Here is a 19,285-nt window from a genome sequence, read left to right on the forward strand (position 1 = left end):
TTTTGACAGGTGAGAAGTTAATTAAATAGTTTATTATTCTTAATTATTTACCAATCACTTTGGACGGATAACTAAAGACTAAGATTTTTTATGCTAATTGAGGTTTTTGTCCTAATTCTTTTAAATGTCTAAAATGAGAAATAATGGCCGCTCTAGTTGTTTTATACTCATAATATGGTAAATTACATTCTTTAGCTGTTTGTTTTACTATTTCTGCAATTTTATTATAGTGAATATGACTAATATGTGGGAATATATGGTGTTCAATCTGATGATTTAAACCGCCTGTATACCAATTTATTAACCAGTTTTTAGGTGCAAAATTAACGGTTGTAAACAACTGATGAATAGCCCAAGTATTTTCCATTTCGCCTTCTACATTGGGTACAGGTGTTTCTGTATCTTCTATTACGTGAGCTAATTGAAAGATAACACTTAAGATTAATCCAGCGGTATAGTGCATAACCACAAAACCTAAAACTACTTTCCACCAAGTAATCCCTAAAACTATAGGAATGACCAACCAAATAGAAAAATAAATAATTTTAGTAATGATTAGGGTTGTCCAACGAATAGCTGGGTTTATAAATTCACCATAAGATAGTTTGCGTTTTAAATAACGTTTCATCTGAAGAAAATCGGTTGTTATAGCCCAATTAAAAGTTAACAAACCATAAAGAAAAATAGAGTAATAATGTTGAAATTTATGAAAACGATGCCATTTTGCCTGCTTGCTAAAACGCAAAATACGTCCTGCTTCTAAATCCTCATCATGGCCTGGAATATTAGTATAGGTATGATGTAATACATTGTGCTGAACTTGCCAATTGTATACATTTCCTGCCAAGATATAAATACTTCCTCCCATTATTTTGTTTAACCATTGTTTAGAGGAATAGGAGCCGTGATTGCCATCGTGCATTACATTCATTCCTACCCCAGCCATTCCTATTCCGATAACTACATTTAGCAATAGGTAGACCCAAAAAGGCATTTCCATACCAATTAAAAAAAAGTAGGGAGTTAAGAAAATAGAAAACATAACAATTGTTTTTAAATAAAGTTTCCAGTTTCCTGTTTTTTGTATATTATTTTCCTTAAAGTAGTTATTAACTCTTGTGTTTAAGGTTCTAAAGAACTTCATCGAATCGGTTCTAGAGAAAATAGGTTCTTTTGTCTGCATAATTATAAAAATGTGTTCAAATTTAATTATTAATAAATTGAATTGATAACGAAAAGAGAGAATTTTTAAACCGTAAATTGTTTAATTTTGTCAAAAAAAATAAAAATGGAGCAAATCCTCACATATTTCCCTGACTTATCTGAAACACAAATTAGTCAATTCCGAGCATTAGAGGCATTATACAAAGATTGGAATTCTAAAATCAATGTGATTTCTAGAAAAGATATTGATGAACTGTATGAAAAACATATTTTGCATTCTATGGCAATTGCTAAAATTCAAGAATTTAAAGCAGGGAGTAAGATTCTGGATGTTGGAACAGGTGGTGGATTTCCAGGAATCCCTTTGGCTATTTTGTTCCCTGAAACTCAATTTTATTTAATTGATGTAATTGCTAAAAAAATAAAAGTGGTGAATGCGGTTGCAGAAGGTATTGGACTAAAAAATGTAAAGGCCGAACAAAAAAGAGCACATACAGTTAACGATAAATTTGATTTTATTGTAAGTCGTGCGGTAACTAATATGCCTGATTTTGTAGAATGGGTGAAAGGGAAAACTAAGAAAAACAACAATCATCCCGAAAGGGCTAATGGAATTTTATACTTAAAAGGAGGTGATTTGAGTGAAGAGTTACAAGATTTTCCAGAGTCAATCCAATATAACATAGTAGATTTCTTTTCGGAAGATTTTTTTGAAACCAAAAAGGTGGTGTATTTGCCGATATAAAATTTTAATATAGATAGGAAATGATTAGAAGCCTCTTTTTTGTAATTTATTTAGGTCTGTTCGGGTTGTTTCTTTCTTGTTCTGAACAAGAAATTGAAAGGAAAAAACTGAAATAGAGCAACATGAATCAATTATCTTATTCTTCTAGAAAAATTGGAACTACATCTTTTAGAGAGGTTAAATCGTCTAGTAAAACGAAAATAAAATTATTTCCTGTCTCAGAATAATGACTTAGATCCTTTAGTGACGTATGATGTATAAGCATACAGAGTAAGTTATGCTGCTAAAAATTGTGATGAAGGGAGAATTACTGCTTCAGGAACGTTGTTGATTCCTCAAAGAACAAGTTCTTCAGATGTTTTTTCTGTTTTAAGTTACCAACATAAAACTATGTTTGGTGAAAATGATGTGTATAACAGCTCTCTAGGACATAACCCTTTTTAATTGCTTCTATGCTATGGGCTATAGAACTATTTTTCCTGATTATATCGGATATAATGATTCTGGAGATATACAACATCCCTTTTTTATGATATAATTTCAGATATAAAAGTAGAGATATGATGACTTCCTGTCTTGAAATTGTTAATAAGGGTAAATCATGACAAGAACTTGTCTTTATATGCTTTTTTTGAAAGAGCTAATGTGACCATTTCTTTTTTTTTAAGTATAGAAGGAAATCCTATTAGTGGGATGAATATTAGAAATACAGCAGCATGTTCAGGGGCTTATGATTTATTCAATCAAATGATGTATTCATTAGCCAATTCAAATTAAACGATTCATTCGACGATTACTTCTTATTATGTTTATGGGTTTGATAAAAACATTTCTAAAATAGGGGCATTCAATACAGATGTGGTTACAGCATGGTTTAATTACGGAAAGGTATACTGAGCGTAGTGTTTTACAGCTTTTTTCTTAAAAACTATTGCTTCAAGAGCCAATAAAGATTTTATAAACTTTATTAAAGTTAATACTTTGACTAATTTAAAAGGCTGCCTAAAATCTAAAATAAAATTAATTCATGGTATAGATGATATAATAAGCATACAACATTCATGTCTATTAAAAAAATTGTTTAATACTTTTAATTTTACAACAGCTAATAATGTAGAGACAGATTGAATAGAAGGGGGTAATGATGAAGAAAATGCAATGATTAAAAAAAAATATTATGGTTAAACAAGAATAAGTGGTTACTCCTTGATAATTTAGTAAAAAGCTATTATTTAACTTCCCGATTGACTATAAATATTATAGTCAAAAGCGCAGATAAGATATATTTAAGAATTAAAAACAAGCGATTAATTCTATTCAAAAATTGCTTGTTTTCTAAAAGGATTTATTCAACACATCATTAGCTGATAGTTTATTTCGAGGCTAAAGCGGTGTTTTTTTATAAAATCATCGTTCTAGGGAGAAAGAGATTGTTCAAAATATGGCTTCTAATTGTGCTAATTGTGCTAATTGTGTTGAAGATAAAACCAGTTTATGTATTCAAGAGGGAATGCAAATGAGATAAATCTATACAACATGAAAATCTAATAAAAAAATGAATTTATGAGGTATACCAATGCAAGTGATAAAAATCTTGGTTTCTTGATTCATCCTAGTTTTATTCTCGATGCTGATAGTTTGATACCTTACGGTTTTTTAGATATTAAAGTTGGGGACAGAACACAGGAATTACCTATTAAAAAGAAAATGGAGGCTCACAACATTTTATCCATAGAAGAAAAAGAAGACTACAATGAATAGGTTCTTTTGTAGGGACAAAGAAAACACCAGAAAAAAGCAAATAAAACCAGATTATACTCTATGAAATTAGTATAAATAAGAATGACTTCAAATCTAAAATAGTACTCGATTTTTTAAGGATTAATAAAAGTCTTTTAGTTTTAAATCGTTGCATTTGTATTTTAGATGGAAAAATTTCTAGTTCTTATGGGGTTAAGCTAACATATTTGAGAATATTATCAAGAATAGATTGCATTGTGTTAAAAACAAGTTTATTCTTTCAATAAAAAAACCGATGCTTGTTATAACATCGGTTTTTTATATCAATGAAAATGATCTTCTTCAATTTCAAATTCGGCATCTTTTTCCCAAATTTCCATTTCGCAAGGCTTACAGTTGAATTTTAACTTGTATTCTAATTCGCCTTGTTTTAAGACTAAAGGTTCTTTAAGTTTTTGATCCATGTTTTCACGATGGTATTTAGGACAACGTTCTAATTCGTATTTAATGCAATATTTCGTTGTCATTACGCGTGATTTTCCTGGATCCCATTGCAATTCAAAAGCTTTTTCTATTTCAGTAACGCCATGACGTTCGTAAAATTTACGAGCGGTTTTGTTTGCTACATTATACGTAAAATCTAATTTGGTTTCAGGATAAGGGTGTGATGTTTTTTCTAATTGAAACTCCTTGCGATCGTAATTTTCTAAACGAATTGTAGATAATTGTTCATACACATTTCTACGCATCTCATTGATTTTAGAAATTGGTAGAAACCAGTTTTCTGAAAAATCAATCGTTATTTCATTTGCTGTATAAGGAGTAAATCCTGTTTTGGCTAAATTTATTTTAAAGCTTTCTTCTATTGATTCCCCATTTTTAGTTTTTTCTTTAGGGTGTACTAATTGAACAGTACTTATATTACCGTCTTCATCGGTAGCAACCAACTCGAAACCATTTTCATTTTCTTTTAGTAATAATGAAGTACTTATTTTTCTGATCGCGCTGTCTTCTCTTTCTACCAATTTAATAAAAGCAGCATCATTGTTACGATAAATTTCGGTTCCAGCTGTTATCTCTTTAAGTACATTAGGATAAATGATGCCATTTTCGGCTTTGTTTACATAAATACCTTCCGCTATTTTGTCTTCATTAATATAGCAAAGACCATCTCCGTTATTTAATAATTCTCCATTTTCAATAACATACGAATTGCCAACCGTTTTGATGAGTTTGCCAATGTACTGTCCTTTGGATTTTGGACTATCCCAAGAACCAATGGACTGGTGTCTTTCGTTTACAAAATAATCTGTATAACCACGATTAAAGGTACGCGTTAATTCTGAGTCAAAGGTGTAGGTACAACTTCCAGAAGAGGCTTTGGTGTATTTGTTGTTGTTGTCTGCTAAGAAAGCGTCTAATTTTTTACGTAAAAAAGAGACGTTGTTTTTTACATATACAACATCTTTTAGACGACCTTCAATTTTAAAGGAGCAAATTCCCGCTTCTATTAGATTAGGTATTTGATTTGTTACATCAAAATCTTTAATAGATAATAGATGGCTATTACGAATTAAGGTTTCACCGTTTCCATCAATTAAGTTATAAGGTAAGCGGCAGTTTTGTGCGCAGGATCCTCTGTTGGCAGAGCGTTCTCCGTTAGCGACACTCATGTAGCAATTTCCACTGAATGAAACACATAAAGCACCTGTTACAAAAAATTCTAATTCAACATCAGTAGCTTCACTAATTTCTTTAATTTGATGTAAATTTAATTCGCGTGCTAAAACCACACGCTGAATACCTGCATCAGCTAAAAATTTAATTTTTTTAGGATCCCTGTTGTTGGCTTGTGTACTTGCATGAAGTGGGATAGGAGGGAGATCGAGTTCTAATAGTCCCATATCTTGAATGATAAGCGCATCAACACCTATTTCATACAATTTCCAAATTAATTGACGACAAGTTTCTAATTCACCATCATAAATAATGGTATTGATTACTACAAAAACTTGAACATTATAAAGGTGTGCGTACTGAACTAAAGCAGCTACATCTTCAATAGAGTTGTTTGCGTTAGAACGTGCTCCAAACTGAGGAGCACCTACATACACAGCATCTGCGCCAGCATTTATGGCGGCAATACCTGTAGTTAAATCTTTTGCAGGAGCTAAAATTTCAATCTTCTTTTTCATTGTTAAAAACATATCTTTCGGAAATTACCGAAAAAGGTGTGCAAAGTTCTGAAAAAAAAGTAACATTTAAATATAGATTCTGTTTTTTAGACTTTAAAAAGTAGAATTATTGATTTGTAGTAATTAAAATAAATTTTTTTGCTAGGAATTTTCCTTTGTGTAATGTTCCTGAAACTCTGGCTTTTCTTATTGTATTACAAAATCCATTGTATGAATGTGCGTCTCCATGATCATCTATGTTGGTACCAATAACGGGATATACTTTGTTTTGATAACGAATAGATAAAGTACAATCGTTGTCTTTAGTTCCTAATTGACATAGTCCGCAAGAAGCTTCTACTTTTTGGTCTTTTAATTCTTTTTTCTTCTCTTGTGCAGATAAGTTAAACGTAAAGAATATAGCAAGTAATAATGTTTTTTTCATTCCATTTGTTTTTGATGGTATTAATTTCACAGCGTTTGGGACCGCATTTGAGTCTTTTAGGACCACAAGAAGAGGTAGCAATTGCTAGGAACAAAAAAAAGATAAAGGGTTTCATTAGAGATATGATTAGGTCTGCTGTGAATCAAATATACAAAAATATTTTTATAAAAAAGTCACCTTAAAGAAGGTGACTTAAAAAGTTTTAGGGTCTAATGTTACTTTTTTTAAATATAAATTTTATCTATAGCTATTTAAAAATAGTTTAAAAGTAAGGTAGTTAGCTAAGAAGTTACTTTCTAAAAACCCTTTTTTCTTGTATAATTTTATGGCAGAAAAATTATCTTTAGTTGTATATAATGATAATTCATTTGCTTTGGTTGATGATGCAAATTGTATCGTGTGATCTAATAATGCTTCACCTATTTTTTTTCTTCTCATGCTTTCGTCAACATATAGATAAGCAATGTGCCAATCGTATGCTAATTTTGAAATAATGCTTCTTTTAGTTAGTAATAAAATAAAACCAACAATTTGTGTATCAATTTTGTATATATAAATTTTACATTGATTTCGTTCTAATTTATATTGAAGTAAAGGGAGAGGTCCATTACCTCCTCCTAAAAACTCATCTAAGACAAGACCTGATTTTAAAATAATACTTTCAACTTTGTCAAATTCTTGAATTCCTACTTCATGGATTGCCCCAAGCATAAATAGTTTATTTAAAACTTTGAATATTACTTAAAGAATGAATTTACAATAGCAGCTTTTTTGTCTTTTCTTTCTTTTACCACTAAGTTAATCAAAATATACGAAAGTAAAGCTCCAATTATTCCTAATGAAATATTGAAAATAAAATTAGTGTTATATCCTAATTTATGAATTATAAACAAACTTAATTTGGCACTTAAGAATTGAGCTATTCCATAACACATTTGAAAGTAGGATAAAAATTTAGCCTCCATTTTCTTATAAGAACGTTCAAGCACAAAATCAGCTGCAAATGGGAAAGTAAGCATAACGCCAAAACTAATGAAAAATAATGCAAGGAAAACGCCTATAGTTTGTTGTAAAATAACTAAAACTAAATAACCAAAAACCATTAAAAGTAAACCATAGAGAATTGCATTTAATGTTTTTATCCCCTTGTTTTTGATATAGGATACAACTGCTACTTCTAGTAAAAACAAAATCAATCCATAAAATACCAACGTATAGGTGTTAAAAGTAGTGGCTAGTTTTAATACATCAGTGTAATATAGTGGCAAAATAGAAAATATTTGAAAGAATATAATTCCTGTAATAACGGTTATTAAACAATGTAGTAGCAGTAACCTGTCTTTTAGAAATACGAATTTTTCTTCACTAAGATTGGAGAAAGTCAATTTGTGTAATAACTTCTTTTCTTTTACAAAACTCACAAAAAACAATACGGCAATAATAGAGGATACGCCATCAATATAAAATAATAAACAATAACCAACCGTGGCAATAGAGATACCCGCAATGATAGGAGATATTATAAAACCAAAATTAGAGGCTGTTCTCATTAAAGAAAACGCTTTAATTCGATCTTCTTTTTTAACAAAATCTTTTAGAGTAGCCATCATAGAAGGCCTAAACATATCCGCGACAACATTTAAGAGAAAGACGGTAAAACATAAAGAATAAAAATTCTTAACGAATTGTAAACTAAATAAAATTACACCATTTAAAAACATGCTGTAAATCATTAGTTTATAACTACTGATGTTTTTAGAAATTTTTCCTACAAGAAAAGTGCCAACAATAGAACCAGCACCAAAACACATCATAATGGTTCCTATTTCTGTGTAGCTAAATTTTAAATCTTCATATAGATATTTGGACATAAATGGAACAACCATTGCGCCCATTCTGTTAATTAATATCATGAAGAAAAAAAACCAAACTTCTCTTGGTAAAGTTTTGAAGTCCTTTAAAATTGAATTCATATACAAGTTAAGTTTAAATGTTATGCAAATTTAAAAAGGAAATGATGTAAAATCCTATAAAAAGCATAGAAATATTTCTACTATTATTTTTGCTTTTGTATCTAATTTTTCTTAAAATTGAGGTTGAAATTAAAGAGTATGAAAATTAAAAAGTTAATTACCCATTTTTTTTTGTTTGCAAGTGTTACTTTGTCTGTAGCACAGAGTAAAAATCTTTATGGTGGAATAGAAATTGGAGGCAAAGGGGTTAAAGTATCTGTTATAGATGTTGATAATATCAAAAAAGGGGATTATGAAATAAAATCTTTTTGGACGGACAATATTGGTATAGCAAAAGGGATATCAATAGATGGTAATTTGCTAAATGAAGATATATTAAGAGCTGTTGAAATCGTAACAGCTGATTTTTTAAAGATAAAAAATGAATTTAAAGTACCTGTAGAAAATATCTTTGTAGTGGGATCTTCAGGGGTTGCACAAGCAAAGAATACAAAGGAGTTAACAGAAAAAATAAAAGCTGTTATTAATAAGGATCTGGAATTTATTACGGCTAATAACGAAGGAAAAATGTTAATGAGAGGCTTAATTCCTGCAGAAAACTATGCAACATCTATGGTTTTAGATATAGGAGGAGGGAATACAAAAGGAGGTTATATAGATGTTCTTAATAATGAAAATTTCGTTTTCTTTCCTATTAGTTTAAATTACGGAACCATAACTCTTACGGAAGCAGTTAATAAAAGAACTAAAAATACTACACTTTCCGAATTTAGCGAAAAATCCTTTGGTTTTTTACCTGAATTAAGAGATCAGGTAAAAGCTATGTATAATTCAGGGAAAAATGCTCTAGATAAACCTAATATATATCTATCAGGAGGGTCCGTATGGGCTTTTTATACACTTTATAACGGTATGGCTAAAGAAAATTTTACCGAATTCAAATTAGAAGATGTAATTAATTACGACGCCATCCTAAAAAACAATTTCAAAAAGTTTGAAGATTTAGCTAAAAAAGATCCAGAAGTAGATCGTGTATTAAAAACATATTCGCAAAAACATCTGATATCTGGAAGTAATATATTAATAGTTGCTCTCGAAGCAATACCTAATATTGATGAAAAGAAATTGTATTTTGCAAAACAAGGGCATATTGCTTGGTTGGTTTCTTATGTGGCAGAATATTCGAAAAAAGTAAAAAAAATTTGGTAGTCTTATAGACTGCCAAATTTTTTTTATCCAACTTAATATTATAGATTTACATCATATATGTTTAAAAATCGAGAGCAAGTACTATTTACTGTTTTAGCAGGAATATTTATAACGAATGCTGTAGTAGCAGAATTAATAGGAGGAAAACTAATTGAAATAGGACCATTTGTAATGAGTATTGGTATACTTCCTTGGCCTGTCGTTTTTTTAACTACAGATCTAATCAATGAGTATTTTGGAGAAAAGGGAGTTCGTAAGCTTTCGTATATAACCGCAGGTCTTATTGTTTATGCGTTTTTACTGCTTTTTCTAGCTATTTCTATTCCTGCTGCTAAAGAAATTAGTCCTGTTGATGATGCTCAATTTATTGCAGTATTCGGACAAAGTATGTGGATTATAGTAGGAAGTGTTATAGCTTTTGTTTTTTCGCAATTAATAGATGTGAGCGTTTTTCATTTTGTAAAACAAAAAACAGGAAATTCTAAAATTTGGTTACGAGCAACAGGGTCTACAATGATATCTCAACTTGTAGATTCTTTTGTTGTTTTAGGGATTGCTTTTTGGTTACCAGGAAAAATAGATTTTCAAACTTTTATATCCTCTGCCTTAACAGGATACACATTCAAATTAAGCTTAGCAATTTTATTAACACCTTTAATCTATTTGAGTCATTACCTAATTAGAAAATACATTAAAAAGAAATCATGAAAAATGATTCAAAATTTTAGGCCCCAAAAAAAAATCATATTCCTTACATTTGCTACCCAAAAAAATAATTTAAAATGGCTGATCTACTTACAGAATTTAGTGATTCTATTGCTAAAAACCTACCTGGCTTTATAGCTGTTAGTATTCTTGATATTTATAAAGGAATCATTTATCATTCAAAATCTGTTTCAGGAGATTATAATATAGATCTTGATTCAAATTATATCTTAGAAATGGTTCGTGCTAAATTAAATGGAATTCATGCGCTAAAGCAAAATCAACAAATACAAGATATAACTATTACCTTGACTTCACAATATCATGTTATTGATGTTTCGAATAATCATGAGTTTCTAATTTATCTTGTAGTGGACGCTTCGGAAGCTAATTTAACGATGACAAAGGCATTGTTAAATAAACACAAGAAAAGTATTAACTTGTAAAAAAGGAGTCCTAAAAGAGAATGTGTTATTGAGATAGAAAGGGCGGTACTATTTTTTATTGACTATCTTTTGTAATTCTTTTTTAGGACACCTATAATCATACGAATAAGAATTTAACTAAACAATTGTTTTGCAATCTTTTCTTTTAAAGAAATTTGTTCCTTTTTTAAAGTTAAATATAGGAAATAAGTTAATCCAACGCCTACCAATGCTATTGTTGAATTTATCAGCCAATTAGCTTCGTAACCCAGATATTGGACAACGGATAAACCTGTTTTTGAACTTAAAACATGGGCAAAGCCATAACTCATTTGAAATGCCGACATGAATATACCTTCATGGTTTTTATGACTTCTTTTTAACACCAAGCCACTTGCATAAGAAAAAGTTAACATATTCCCAAAAGTCATAAGTGCCATAAAAAACCATAAAATCCAACTATTGTGTATATAATATAACGAAAAATAACCTAAGGAAAAGAGCGCTAATCCAATTGCAATTGCTAGGGTTTCATTTACTTTTTTGACTTGCATCTTATTAATCAAACGTACTTCAAAAAGTATGAAAAGAAGACCGCTAAATCCGAAAAGCATTCCTGTTGTAAAATCGTTTAAGTGAAAAGAATTTTTCTGGAACAAAGGTAAAATAGTAAATATTTGAAAAAATAAATAACCTGTAATCATTGCAATGCCCCAGTTTAATATAAAAGGAATATCCTTTACAGGAGCCAATTTATCTAGAGTTGTTTTTGCTAGATTTAGATCAAACGGAACCTTTCGCTCTTTTACTAATAATGAAAAGATGAAAATAGCTAAAAGACAGGTGGTTCCATCTACCCAAAAAAGAATATCATAATTCCAATACGATATAATTAATCCCCCAATTACAGGACCAAATACTAAGCCTAAATTTGAGGCAGATCGAATTAGAGAAAGAGATTGTAGTTTCATTTCCTTACTCACGTAATTGTTAACAGTTAGCATCATGGCTGGACGATACATATCAGCAATCGTGGTTAATAGAAAAACGAAGAAGCAGATGGCTTCAAAGCTCTTCACATATTTAAGAATGAAGAAAATAATCCCACTAGTAAAAAGGCTAAAAATCATTACCCGATAAGATCCTATTTTGTCAGATAAACGACCACTAGTAAAAGTACCAACTAAAGAACCAATACCAAAGCAAACCATTATCCATCCTATTTGAGAATAGGAAAAATGCAGTGTTTCGTTAAGATATTTTGATAAAAAGGGAACCACTACGGCTCCCATTCTATTAATTAATGTGATTAAGGCAATTACCTTTATTTCTAAGTTAAAATGTATTCGATTTCTTTTTATAAATTCCATAAAACATTAGAATAGGTTAAGTTTAGTTGCAAAAAACTTAGAGAAAAATCCGCTGCGAACATGCTCTAAGTCATCATTTGTTTTTGCTACTTCTAATTCTTGTTTTTCTTCAGCTTCATTAGTTTCGTCTACCATTAATTTGGTTATTAGCTGAACATAAGTCATTCCTAATTCTTCTAAGTATCCAGTTAAGAATTTTTCGCTTCCATCAATTCCTCTTACTTGCTCAATTTGTAGTAGCTTTGTGTATAAATCATCTACTTTTTTAATGACCTGACTAGGGACTGCTTTTCTCCTAGCAATGTATTTAGTGATATTAGCATTATCATCTACTACGTAATCAAAATCGGTTATCACCCAATAATAACGCCCTGATTTCGAAAGATTTTTGATGATTCCATGAAATTTGTGGCCTTTTTTGATATTATCCCATAATACTTTAAAAATTATTTGAGGCATATCAGGATGTCTAACAATATTATGAGGTTGACCTACTAACTCATATTCTTGATAACCAGAAACCTCTGCAAAGACCTCATTCACATATTCAATAGTACCATAAATGTCAGTTTTACTCATAATAGTTTTAGTAGTGTCCCAAACGACCTCTTCATTTAGAGGTAAAGGTTTTTTGATTTCTAAATCCATATTAAATCCAAATTTGCTTATTTACAACAGTAAAGTTACGGCTAAAAAAAATACAAAAACTGATTTTTGTCATAAAAATAATAAAAAAAAAACTTCTGTATAGTTTTTGTTAAAATTGCTTTACTCGCGAAAATAAAGAAATAAAGATTTAATTTTTTATATTTGCATAGCAAATTAACGCGTAATGAAATATAAAAGAATACTCTTAAAATTAAGTGGGGAAGCCTTAATGGGTGAACGCCAGTACGGAATAGAACCCAAAAGATTAGCGGAATACGCTGAGGAAATAAAAAAAATACATGACCTAGGTGTGGAAATAGCTATCGTTATCGGTGGAGGTAATATCTTCCGAGGTGTTGCGGGAGCTAGTAATGGTATGGATAGAGTACAAGGAGATTATATGGGGATGCTAGCCACTATTATAAATGGAATGGCGTTACAAAGTGCTCTAGAAGAAAAAGGAATGCTAACACGCTTGCAAACTGCTTTAAAGATAGAAGCCATAGCAGAACCTTATATTAAAAGAAGAGCCGTTAGACATCTTGAAAAAGGCAGAATTGTAATTTTTGGAGCAGGTACAGGTAATCCGTATTTTACAACTGACACCGCTGCTGTTTTAAGAGGAATAGAGGTAGATGCAGACGTAATACTAAAAGGAACTCGAGTAGATGGAGTATACAATGCAGATCCAGAAAAAAATCCAGATGCAGTAAAGTTTGATTGTATTTCTTTTAATGATGTATTAGCAAAAGGATTAAATGTAATGGATACTACAGCATTTACTTTAAGCCAAGAAAATAAATTGCCTATAATTGTGTTTGATATGAATAAAGAAGGAAATTTACTAAAAATATGCCAAGGAGAAAATATAGGAACCGTGGTTAATATTTAGTTTTTGTAATTCATTTATTAGGGTAAAATTGAATTAATAAATTTGTAGAAAAATGACAGAAGAAATTAATTTTATATTAGATAGTACAAAAGAATCAATGGAAGGTTCTTTAGCACATTTAGAAAAAGAATTTTTAAACATTAGAGCAGGCAAAGCATCTCCACAGATGTTGGGAGGGATTTTTGTAGATTATTATGGATCTCAAACACCTCTTTCTCAAGTCGCTACTATTAACGCTCCTGATGCTCGTACTATAACGGTAACACCTTGGGAAAAAAATATGCTTCAACCCATAGAAAGGGCCATTATGATTGCAAATATTGGTTTTAATCCTATGAATAATGGAGATACTATTATTATATCCGTTCCGCCTCTAACAGAAGAACGTCGTCGTGAGTTAGCTAAACAAGCAAAAGGAGAAGCTGAAGATGCAAAAATAGGCATTAGGAATGCCCGTAAGGAAGCTAATAATGACATTAAAAAATTAGAAAAAGAAGGTACTTCAGAAGATGTTTGCAAAACAGCAGAAGATAACGTTCAGAAGTTAACAGATGCTTATATTAAAAAAGTGGAAGAACTTTACGCTGTAAAAGAAGCAGAGATAATGAAGGTATAATTCAAAATTTAAAAAAGTAATGATTTTAAAACTATTTATAAAACATTGCTTTTTTATGATTTATGTATAACTTTACCAAGATTGTCTTTTGTAGATTTCTTTCTACATGAATTTATGAATAAAGACGTGTAAATTGCGTACTGTTTTTTACTATAAAATAACAACATAATATTTTTACTATGAGAGTTAAAAAAATATTTTTATTACTATCATTCATCTTTGCTCAATTTGCATTCGCATCTTATGATGATAGTCTTTTCGGAGGAATTGAAATAGGAAGCAAAGGAATTAAGATTTCTGTTCTAGATGTAGACAATATTAAAAAAGGAAATTATGAGATTAAATCCTTCTGGACAGAAAATGTCGGTATTGCGCGTGGAATTGCTATTGATGGTAAATTAGCTCCTGAGGACATAAAAATTGCGACAGAGGTAGTTTATAGAAACTATTTAAGAATAAAGAATGAATTTAAAGTTACTGAACAAAATATCTTTATCGTAGGATCCTCTGGAGTAGCTATGGCATCTAATACAAAAGAGTTGGTTGATGCCGTAAAAAAATTAACAAATAAAGAACTTGATTTTATAGATGCACAAGCAGAAGGTAAAATGCTTCTAAAAGGATGTATTCCTCCTGTTAATTATCTAAATTCAACGGTTCTAGATATCGGAGGAGGAAATACAAAAGGAGGGTATGTAGACACTTTTAATAATGATAATTTCGTTTTCTTCCCTCTTTCATTTGATTATGGAAGTATAACCTTGACGGAAACAGTTAAAAAGAAAACAAAAACCGAAAGTATAGGGGAATACAACGAAAAATTATTCGGAGTAACGCCTATGCTAAGAGAACAAATAAAAGCCATGTATAATTCTAAACCACAAGCATTAGAAAAACAAAATGTTTATATGTCAGGTGGTGCAGTATGGGCTTTTTATACACTCTATAATGGGGGAGAAGCGAAGGATAATTTTAACAGCTTTACCTTAGAAGATGTAATAAATTATGATGCCGTTGTAAAGAACAATTTTCAAAAATTTGAAGAATTAGCTAAAAAAAATAAAGAAGTAGAGCGCGTTTTGAAGACTTATTCTCAGAAACATCTAATATCTGGTTCAGCTCTTCTTTTAGTTTGTTTAGAAGATATTCCAGGGATTAATGATAAAAAATTATTTTTCGCAAAACAAGGACAAACAGCTTGGTTGGTTTCTTATATAGTAGATAGATCCAACAAGATAAAGAAAATATGGTAACTAACTAATTAAAGAGGGTATCTAGTAAGTTAACTTGTTTTAAGTTTATGCTTAAATAATTGTTATACTTAAAAAAATAAAAAATGTTTACTACGCAGTAGTAAGCTAATGTTAGCTGTTTTTAGATCGTCTTTTAATCTTTATTATGATCAAAAAAAATTTTTTTTTACTTATTATATTTTTAGTAACATCCTTAGGATTTGCTCAAAAAAAAATAGCAGGTATTGAGTTTAATAACAAGGAAATAAAAGTACTTGTTATTGAATCTAAACCAGATGCTACGGCTGAGTTTAAACTTAAAAGTTTTTGGTCAGATCCCATTGTTGTAGATCCTAAGGAGGATCGTTCGAGTCTAATAAAAAAAATAATAGCAGGAATAACTACGAATGTTCAAAAAATCAAATTGGAACAAAATGTAGAATCAGATAAATTATTTTTGATTAGTGATGTAAATTTGTTTTCTGAAGTGGAAATGGTTAATATTCAAAAAGAACTTTCATTAAAAAATATCTCAAAAATTGATTTTTTAAATAATAAAAAAAGTTGTCAGTATATTTTCGAAGGATTACTTAAAAACGAAGATAAAGATGAGGCGACATTAATTCATATTAATGCCAATGAAACAGTTTTTTGTAGTTATACAAAAAAAGAAGGTTTTAAGGTAACTGTTATACCAAATAGCGATTTTCAAAAATTAGCTTTTTTAAATGATGACTCAAAAAAAACAGAAATTTTAAAGTTAAATGAAAATATCAAACAACTATATTATTATAATGATGAAATGAGAGATAAGAAAAATATTTATCTCAGCGGAGAATTAGCTTGGGCTTCCTATGCTTTGTTTAATGGAGGAACCATAGAACAAGAATTTAATCCACTAAAAATCGAAGATTTAGAAAATCATCAGATTAGTTTAGATAAAAAATTTGACCGTTACCAAGTACTAGCTTCAGCAAATATAGAGGCAGATAAAGTCCTTACATATTATTCTAAATACGAATTATCAATCGGAAATAAATTTTTGACCTTTATCCTAAAAAACTTAGAAGAAAACTCAAAGAAAAAGATTTTATATTGTAAGAATACTAACAAAGTAAAATTGGTTAATTATTTAACTAAAAAACTTACAAATTAAACCCTAATCTCTTATTAAAAAAATAAACCTATGAATAAAAAATTACAACTCCTGCTCTTTTTGAGTTTACTATTTCATCAAGCCAATTTCGCTCAATTTAAGGTTTTTGGTACTATTAGAAATAGTAATGATGACAACCTTTTTTCTGTAAAAGCAATTTTAGCAAGTGCAGACGAAAAAAAATACATTCATCAAGTTCATACAGATAAATCGGGTAATTTTGTATTGAATACAAAAGAAAAAACAGGCAAATTAATCTTTAAACTGCCAGGGTATAAGACTACTTATAAGTTTATAGAGTTTACACAGAATAAGTTAGACGTAGGGATTATTTATCTCGAAGAAGACTTATTAAAAAATTTAGAATCAGAATCTGCTTTAGTCGACTTAGCTTTTTTAAGAAAATCGCCAACAGCAACCAATACAATCTATGAAAGTACTGAATTCAATCATAATAGTAATAAAGATTTTATAGAAAGAGCGGCTTTATTACCTGGAGTATATACAACCTCTTTAGGAGGAAGTTATTCTAAAAGTAGGCTTCGTCTTAGAGGATACAATCAGAATAATATAACTCCTTTATTAGATGGTATTTCTTTAAGAGATTTTGAAAGTGGTGAAGTAAGTTGGTTGTTTATCGCTCCTGCAAGCGATGCTTTAGATGCAATTCAGATTCAAAGAGGTTTAGGATCCTCTAAACTAGTAAATGCGTCCGTTGCAGGTACCGTTAACTTCGTATTACGAGATCCTTTTAAAAAATACGATAACTATATCTTAGCAGAATCAGGAAATAATGATTATAGAAAATATAGTTTGAATCTAAATACAGGGAACCTAGATAAGGGATTTGGTCTTAATTTATCATTATCTAATACCTCTAGTGGAGGTTATTTTCCTGGAACAGCTTTTAATGCTACAGGATATTACCTAGGTATGGGATATAAGACAGATAAACACAGGTTTACTTTTAAATTAATAGGTGCTCCAAGTTGGATTGATTTTAGAACCAGAATATCTACTATAGATAATAGTACCAATGCTCTAGGTTTAAATACAAACTATAATACTACTTATAATAAGTACAATGGTAAAGACCTTGCTTTAAATACTAATACAAATCACACACCATCTTTGGTTCTAGAATGGCAGTATAAAATAAATGATAAAAACATATTTGCTGTAAAGGGCTATGGTGTTTACGGAAATACCTCTTTTAAAGATTACACAGGAACCGAAATTTTTAATGAATATAGTCAGTTGTTAAACTCTAATAGCACAATTGATTATAATTATATTGCAGCCTATAATAGAGGTTTAGTACCTAATGTACGTATCAATGAAAATGATTTACCGGAAGGATATACTCGTATTCCTTACAATTTAAATGGTAAAAAATTATACTTGAATTCTAGTGAATGGAACACTAAGACCTCTGGGGTATCTCTGACAGAAAACTTTGTTAGAAACCAAATATATGGTGGGTTAGCGAACTATTCACTCAACCTGACTTCTAAATTTAAGTTAGATGCTGGTGTTGATATTAGAAAATCTGTCTCTAAAAACACAAAATATTTAAATGACCTATTTGGTGCTGATGGTTATTTAATTAATCAATTACAAAGCAAATCAATTTTTACTACAGAAACTTTTTCTTTAAAAGACAATTTATGGAATCCTTTCCAATCCATTAACGCAACAAAAATTGATTATTATAAAGAAAACATAGTTTTGTATTATGGAGCGTATTCACAGTTGCAGTTAAATCTGAAAAATTTCAATTTCTTACTTCAAGGAGGATATAGCGGTAATGATTTCAGTAAAGTAACATACGATATCTTTAATACAAATCGTTCAGAAGCTTCTGAGCATGTAAATTTAGAAGCGTATAATGTAAAATTCGGTGCAAACTGGAATATAAACACTAAAAACAATATTTGGTTTAATTGTGGTTTAGTATCCAGAGTTCCAATCTTAAATTATGTTTTTGATTTTGAAACGAATAAAATTAAAGAAGGTTTTAAAAACGAAAACTTTAAATCAATTGAGGCAGGGTATACTTTTTTAAGCAAATCTTTTAATTTAAACTTTGTTGCTTATACTAATTCTCTAGATAATTCAACGGAACAATTATTTGAAACAGGTTACGGTGTAACGGGTTTTACTCATGATTTAAGTAAAAGAAATTCAGGAATTGAATTAGATTTAACTTACAAACCTTTTGATAGACTTACAATTTACAGTAGTCATTCCTTTGGAGAAGGTTTGTATACTAAAGATGCACAGTATACAGAGTATGAAAATAGCCAAACAACAAATTTGTATATAAAAGATACACGAATTGGAAGTGTTCCTGAGTGGATGAGTAGTGTTTCGGTACTAGTAGAGCCTGTTAGAAGATTGTCTTTTACACTTACAGGAAAATACCATGATAATTTTTACAGTAATACTCCGGCGGAACAATATGATCCTATTTGGTATCCAAAAAGTTATGCAGTACATGATTTAAAACTACCTTCTTTCTTGTTGTTTGATACGAGTTTAAAGTATAAAATAAGACTTAATAATGATGATCTAGTTAATGTAGGTTTATCTATGAATAATATTTTTGATACAGTTTATATAACTGAATCCACAAGAAGTTATCTAAATAACCAAAATGTTCCAGGGTCTAATTCAACTTATGGTACTCTTTTTCCTTCAAATTTTAAAGGAATTAATGGAGCTAATACAGCCTTTTTTGGTCTTGGAAGAACTTGGAATTTTGCTGTTCAGTATAGATTCTAAAAAATAT

18 protein-coding genes are annotated in these 19,285 nt (G+C 29.9%); 11 read left to right on the forward strand and 7 right to left on the reverse strand.

Annotation, left to right across the window (positions count from 1 at the left end; translation table 11 throughout):
* Positions 1-88: 88 nt before the first annotated feature.
* Complete coding sequence (locus B0A78_RS02195; RefSeq protein WP_014164746.1) at positions 89-1,183, reverse strand: fatty acid desaturase family protein; 1,095 nt, start codon at positions 1,181-1,183, stop codon at positions 89-91.
* A gap of 105 nt (positions 1,184-1,288) precedes the next feature.
* On the opposite strand from B0A78_RS02195, the gene rsmG reads away from it, so the two are divergent.
* The 3 genes from rsmG to B0A78_RS02205 all read left to right on the forward strand — a co-directional run bounded on the left by rsmG (position 1,289) and on the right by B0A78_RS02205 (position 3,670).
* Entirely contained in the window at positions 1,289-1,909 is a 621-nt protein-coding gene (gene rsmG, locus B0A78_RS02200) for a 16S rRNA (guanine(527)-N(7))-methyltransferase RsmG (protein WP_041253171.1), read from the forward strand.
* A gap of 582 nt (positions 1,910-2,491) precedes the next feature.
* On the forward strand, positions 2,492-2,686 hold the full coding sequence (locus B0A78_RS14265; protein ID WP_145955912.1) for a hypothetical protein: 195 nt from the start codon (positions 2,492-2,494) through the stop codon (positions 2,684-2,686).
* Between the two features lie 786 nt (positions 2,687-3,472).
* Positions 3,473-3,670, forward strand: a complete 198-nt coding sequence (locus B0A78_RS02205; RefSeq protein WP_097609333.1) for a hypothetical protein — start codon at positions 3,473-3,475, stop codon at positions 3,668-3,670.
* Between the two features lie 302 nt (positions 3,671-3,972).
* Here the strand turns inward: B0A78_RS02205 and B0A78_RS02210 are convergent, their stop codons facing one another.
* The 4 genes from B0A78_RS02210 to B0A78_RS02225 form a co-directional block, all read right to left on the reverse strand.
* The gene (locus B0A78_RS02210) at positions 3,973-5,844 is read right to left on the reverse strand and encodes a peptidase U32 family protein (protein ID WP_014164750.1); all 1,872 of its coding nucleotides are present in this window, start codon (positions 5,842-5,844) and stop codon (positions 3,973-3,975) included.
* Between the two features lie 106 nt (positions 5,845-5,950).
* The gene (locus tag B0A78_RS02215; protein ID WP_065213756.1) at positions 5,951-6,268 is read right to left on the reverse strand and encodes a DUF6370 family protein; all 318 of its coding nucleotides are present in this window, start codon (positions 6,266-6,268) and stop codon (positions 5,951-5,953) included.
* A 237-nt stretch (positions 6,269-6,505) separates the two neighbouring features.
* On the reverse strand, positions 6,506-6,979 hold the full coding sequence (locus B0A78_RS02220; RefSeq protein WP_014164752.1) for a GNAT family N-acetyltransferase: 474 nt from the start codon (positions 6,977-6,979) through the stop codon (positions 6,506-6,508).
* Between the two features lie 26 nt (positions 6,980-7,005).
* Positions 7,006-8,241, reverse strand: coding sequence for an MFS transporter (locus B0A78_RS02225; RefSeq protein WP_014164753.1), 1,236 nt, complete (start codon positions 8,239-8,241; stop codon positions 7,006-7,008).
* Between the two features lie 138 nt (positions 8,242-8,379).
* Between B0A78_RS02225 and B0A78_RS02230 the strand changes: the two genes are divergently transcribed.
* The 3 genes from B0A78_RS02230 (at position 8,380) to B0A78_RS02240 (ending at position 10,601) form a co-directional block, all read left to right on the forward strand.
* Positions 8,380-9,450, forward strand: a complete 1,071-nt coding sequence (locus tag B0A78_RS02230) for a Ppx/GppA phosphatase family protein (protein WP_014164754.1) — start codon at positions 8,380-8,382, stop codon at positions 9,448-9,450.
* A 57-nt stretch (positions 9,451-9,507) separates the two neighbouring features.
* A complete protein-coding gene (locus B0A78_RS02235) occupies positions 9,508-10,158 on the forward strand; it encodes a queuosine precursor transporter (protein WP_014164755.1) in 651 nt (216 codons plus the stop codon).
* A gap of 74 nt (positions 10,159-10,232) precedes the next feature.
* On the forward strand, positions 10,233-10,601 hold the full coding sequence (locus B0A78_RS02240; protein ID WP_014164756.1) for a hypothetical protein: 369 nt from the start codon (positions 10,233-10,235) through the stop codon (positions 10,599-10,601).
* 113 nt (positions 10,602-10,714) lie between these two features.
* Here B0A78_RS02240 and B0A78_RS02245 read toward each other — a convergent pair whose 3' ends face one another.
* On the reverse strand, positions 10,715-11,950 hold the full coding sequence (locus B0A78_RS02245) for an MFS transporter (RefSeq protein WP_014164757.1): 1,236 nt from the start codon (positions 11,948-11,950) through the stop codon (positions 10,715-10,717).
* A 6-nt stretch (positions 11,951-11,956) separates the two neighbouring features.
* The gene (locus tag B0A78_RS02250; RefSeq protein WP_014164758.1) at positions 11,957-12,598 is read right to left on the reverse strand and encodes a PAS domain-containing protein; all 642 of its coding nucleotides are present in this window, start codon (positions 12,596-12,598) and stop codon (positions 11,957-11,959) included.
* 184 nt (positions 12,599-12,782) lie between these two features.
* On the opposite strand from B0A78_RS02250, the gene pyrH reads away from it, so the two are divergent.
* From pyrH to B0A78_RS02275, 5 genes are all read left to right on the forward strand, one after another.
* On the forward strand, positions 12,783-13,490 hold the full coding sequence (gene pyrH / locus B0A78_RS02255) for a UMP kinase (RefSeq protein ID WP_014164759.1): 708 nt from the start codon (positions 12,783-12,785) through the stop codon (positions 13,488-13,490).
* A gap of 52 nt (positions 13,491-13,542) precedes the next feature.
* On the forward strand, positions 13,543-14,106 hold the full coding sequence (gene frr / locus B0A78_RS02260; RefSeq protein WP_014164760.1) for a ribosome recycling factor: 564 nt from the start codon (positions 13,543-13,545) through the stop codon (positions 14,104-14,106).
* Between the two features lie 179 nt (positions 14,107-14,285).
* Complete coding sequence (locus B0A78_RS02265; RefSeq protein ID WP_014164761.1) at positions 14,286-15,359, forward strand: Ppx/GppA phosphatase family protein; 1,074 nt, start codon at positions 14,286-14,288, stop codon at positions 15,357-15,359.
* A 145-nt stretch (positions 15,360-15,504) separates the two neighbouring features.
* The gene (locus tag B0A78_RS02270) at positions 15,505-16,494 is read left to right on the forward strand and encodes a hypothetical protein (RefSeq protein WP_014164762.1); all 990 of its coding nucleotides are present in this window, start codon (positions 15,505-15,507) and stop codon (positions 16,492-16,494) included.
* Positions 16,495-16,524: 30 nt separating this feature from the next.
* Complete coding sequence (locus B0A78_RS02275) at positions 16,525-19,278, forward strand: TonB-dependent receptor plug domain-containing protein (RefSeq protein WP_065213754.1); 2,754 nt, start codon at positions 16,525-16,527, stop codon at positions 19,276-19,278.
* Positions 19,279-19,285: the final 7 nt, after the last annotated feature.

Origin of the sequence: Flavobacterium columnare NBRC 100251 = ATCC 23463 (assembly GCF_002530675.1) — a bacterium.
Classification (GTDB): domain Bacteria; phylum Bacteroidota; class Bacteroidia; order Flavobacteriales; family Flavobacteriaceae; genus Flavobacterium; species Flavobacterium columnare.